Consider the following 2,835-nt stretch of genomic DNA (forward strand, 5'->3'; position numbering starts at 1 on the left):
CCAAGCAGACGTGCACAGAAAACAGCGATTGAACAACGAAATCTAAATCCTGTGCTTGACTTGGAAATGTCCATATAGGACATTTCTATTTGGTTATTAGGTAGGACATTTCTACTTGGGAATAACAACACTTGTATATTAATATAAATATCAATCACTTGAAAATTTAGCCATGACTAAGAAAAAGCAAAAAATCGGCTTTTGTAATAAGTTGGTGAGTTTTTAAGCAGATCTGTAATATTTTGCCAGTAAATTTGATTAAAAAACGATCAATTTGGCAATCAGTGCCCATTTCATCGGCTTTCAGGATCCGAAACTATCCCCAATGGCTGTGGATAAAATTTAGGCTATTTTGTACGCCCTGGCGCACAACAATCTCGGCTCTTTGCGGCTACCAGGAACAGTGGAATTTTCCTATGATGAACTCATCAGGAACAGGAAGTTCCAAACAACAAGAATAAGAAAGATCGCACCAGGAGCGTGAGGTAAGACAGGAGTCATACCTAGCAACCCAATATGAGAAACCCCGGCAGGATGCTGGGGTTTTTTATTGTCTGCATTTAAGGTCTAATCAGTCTTAGCCAATTCATTTTGGTTGATAAGTTTAATCAGCGCATTTTGAACAAACTCATCAAGTTCAATCCCTTTTTCTTTTATGATGGTTTCTATCTTTGCTAGCGTTTCACTTTCTAATTCGAACTCGATTTCTGCTGATGTTTCCATGAGTAAATCATAGTTATTTTCGACTATCTTTTTAAAGGTTTCTTCTAGATCTTTTGTTGATGGAATATTGAAAGATAAGCGTAATGAGCTATTGATAATTTCAATATGGGTATACCCTAAATATTCAGTACTTTTTCCCACAAATCCTAAGTGCTTCATAAAAAACCTTAAATAAATATAGTAGAGAGCTGTCTAAATTAAGCCAGACTCTCTTTTACAAATTTTGGATCAACAATAAATAATCGAATAAGGGATGTTGCTGCTCCTGATGGTCTTCTCGCACCTTGTTCCCATGATTCAAGAGTACGTCTTGATACGCCAAGAATCTTAGCAAACTGATCTTGTGTTAGTTGAGCCTTTCTACGAGCTAACGCTACATCTGTCTCAGTGATTACGGTTCTTTTCGCTGCATTACTAGTAAGCATATCGTCGATGCCTTGTAATATTTCAGCTTCAATATCCCTAGTTGCTTCAAAAGCCTCAAGTTCTTTTTCAGTCATTAAACGAGTCATTTAGTTTCTCCACTAATGCTTGAAGAGTCTTCTTACTAAGCTGTACAGTTTGCTTTTTACTGTACAAGGTTAATAACCAAATCTCTCCATTTGCTAAACGATTAAAGTAGATGACTCTGACACCACCACTTTTACCTCTACCACCGCTAGTCCATCTAATCTTACGAATACCACCTGCATTAGGCTCTACATCTCCTGCTTCAGGATTTAATGCTAAGAATGTTTTGAATTCCTCATATTCTTCCTGAGTCCAATAAACAAGACAGTATTTAGTAAATAATGGAGTCTCACATATTGTATACATTGATTGCATTCATACTACCTTGTAGTAGTTTATTTTATACTACTTTGTGGTATTTTTAAATGATAATTCTTAGTTCTCAGGATTAAATGCCTATTTAAGTGATGTGCTGAAAAGGTTGCCGACACATAAAGTGACTCAGATTGAAGAATTGCTACCACACCGCTGGAAACCTGAACCGAATTAAAAAATAGGCATGGGGTTCAGCGGACGCTTACGTTCAATTCGTATAACCACCATTATGTTAAATAGAATCAAAAAACCTCCAATAAAATCGTTATAGTATTATTATTTATTGAGTAGATAAGAGAATTAAATTAGTGAAATACTCAAATGAACAAATAGTAAAAGCACTCTTACTTGCTCCTTTACCTTTACTTTTTTTAACAACAGTCCTGTTTATCGCAGTGAATCACGAATACAGCCTATACTCGATTTTCGTAGTTCTTGTAGGACACGGTCTTATTTACTTGGCTTATTGTATTTTGACTGTGCCTTTTAGCTACATATTCTCAATTCTTTTAAATCGTTATAACAGACTTAATTTATTAACCATCTGTATTACCTCTCTAATTATTGCTACTCCATTTTTTATTCTTTTAGGATGGGGGCATACTGGAAAGATTGCTGAAGATTGGTGGAAGATGTATACCAATACATGGGCTAGCTTTCTGGCTCTATTTCCTGGCTTATGTTATTGGCTGTTTTTAATTAACTTAAAAGATAAAGAATAGTTATGAAAAAAATATTATATTTTAATTTTTTAGCGATTATTTTGACTTACGTATCTTTGCTTTATCAAAAAAATATATTAGTTGCTCGCATAGTTGTAGATAAGCTTGAAAAAGTTAAAGTCATAGCTGGGGGATTTCCTCTCCAGTTCCTTATAGATGGTGAAACCTCTCCAGTCGGAAGTATAAGTATCAATCCTTTATTTATTTTCATCGGCATGGATCAATTTGTTTTTCTCAATTTTTTTATTGATTATTTATTTTGGATAAGTATTTTATTTGCTTTTTCTATGATTGTGAAAAAGTACAGAATTGTATAGATCTTCTAAAATTAACATAATACACGTTATACGAAGTTGAAAAATTGAGACTATAGCCTTAATTTTTATGTATTTTTTTAATTTAACACCTAGGCCAGTGCCTAGGTTTTTTCTGTTATTCTGTTATTCCCAAGTAGAAATGTCCTACCTAATAACCAAATAGAAATGTCCTATATGGACATTTCCAAGTCAAGCACAGGATTTAGATTTCGTTGTTCAATCGCTGTTTTCTGTGCACGTCTGCTTGG

At 34.3% G+C, this 2,835-nt stretch carries 5 protein-coding genes and 1 pseudogene; 3 read left to right on the top strand and 3 right to left on the bottom strand.

Annotated elements, in window-relative coordinates; genetic code table 11:
• Positions 1–567: 567 nt before the first annotated feature.
• From FTT70_RS13405 to FTT70_RS13415, 3 genes are read right to left on the bottom strand one after another with little or no spacing between them, the layout of a single operon-like run.
• Positions 568–882: a hypothetical protein gene (locus FTT70_RS13405; protein ID WP_104505826.1), complete on the bottom strand. Its 315-nt coding sequence runs from the start codon at positions 880–882 to the stop codon at positions 568–570.
• A 38-nt stretch (positions 883–920) separates the two neighbouring features.
• Positions 921–1,235 (bottom strand): DNA-binding transcriptional regulator, encoded by a 315-nt coding sequence (locus FTT70_RS13410; protein WP_104505827.1) that lies wholly within the window; start codon positions 1,233–1,235, stop codon positions 921–923.
• Entirely contained in the window at positions 1,216–1,539 is a 324-nt protein-coding gene (locus tag FTT70_RS13415) for a transcriptional regulator (RefSeq protein ID WP_104505828.1), read from the bottom strand. The genes FTT70_RS13410 and FTT70_RS13415 overlap by 20 nt, the downstream gene beginning before the upstream one ends.
• 88 nt (positions 1,540–1,627) lie before the next feature.
• Here FTT70_RS13415 and FTT70_RS13420 point away from each other — a divergent pair.
• From FTT70_RS13420 to FTT70_RS13430, 3 genes and pseudogenes are all read left to right on the top strand, one after another.
• Positions 1,628–1,723, top strand: a pseudogene (locus FTT70_RS13420) (transposase domain-containing protein); the annotation flags it as partial.
• A 133-nt stretch (positions 1,724–1,856) separates the two neighbouring features.
• Complete coding sequence (locus FTT70_RS13425; RefSeq protein ID WP_179989130.1) at positions 1,857–2,270, top strand: hypothetical protein; 414 nt, start codon at positions 1,857–1,859, stop codon at positions 2,268–2,270.
• Positions 2,271–2,272: 2 nt separating this feature from the next.
• Positions 2,273–2,587, top strand: coding sequence for a hypothetical protein (locus FTT70_RS13430; RefSeq protein ID WP_070155405.1), 315 nt, complete (start codon positions 2,273–2,275; stop codon positions 2,585–2,587).
• Positions 2,588–2,835 lie beyond the last annotated feature (248 nt).

Source organism: Acinetobacter sp. YH01003, assembly GCF_013420525.1.
In the GTDB taxonomy this organism is placed as follows: Bacteria; Pseudomonadota; Gammaproteobacteria; order Pseudomonadales; family Moraxellaceae; genus Acinetobacter; species Acinetobacter towneri.

What these genes read in the sequence shown, in the direction of transcription:
- FTT70_RS13430 (WP_070155405.1), top strand. Translation starts at nt 2,273, where the DNA reads ATGAAAAAAATATTATATTTTAATTTTTTAGCGATTATTTTGACTTAC.
- FTT70_RS13405 (WP_104505826.1), bottom strand. Translation starts at nt 882, where the DNA reads ATGAAGCACTTAGGATTTGTGGGAAAAAGTACTGAATATTTAGGGTAT.
- FTT70_RS13410 (WP_104505827.1), bottom strand. Translation starts at nt 1,235, where the DNA reads ATGACTCGTTTAATGACTGAAAAAGAACTTGAGGCTTTTGAAGCAACT.
- FTT70_RS13415 (WP_104505828.1), bottom strand. Translation starts at nt 1,539, where the DNA reads ATGTATACAATATGTGAGACTCCATTATTTACTAAATACTGTCTTGTT.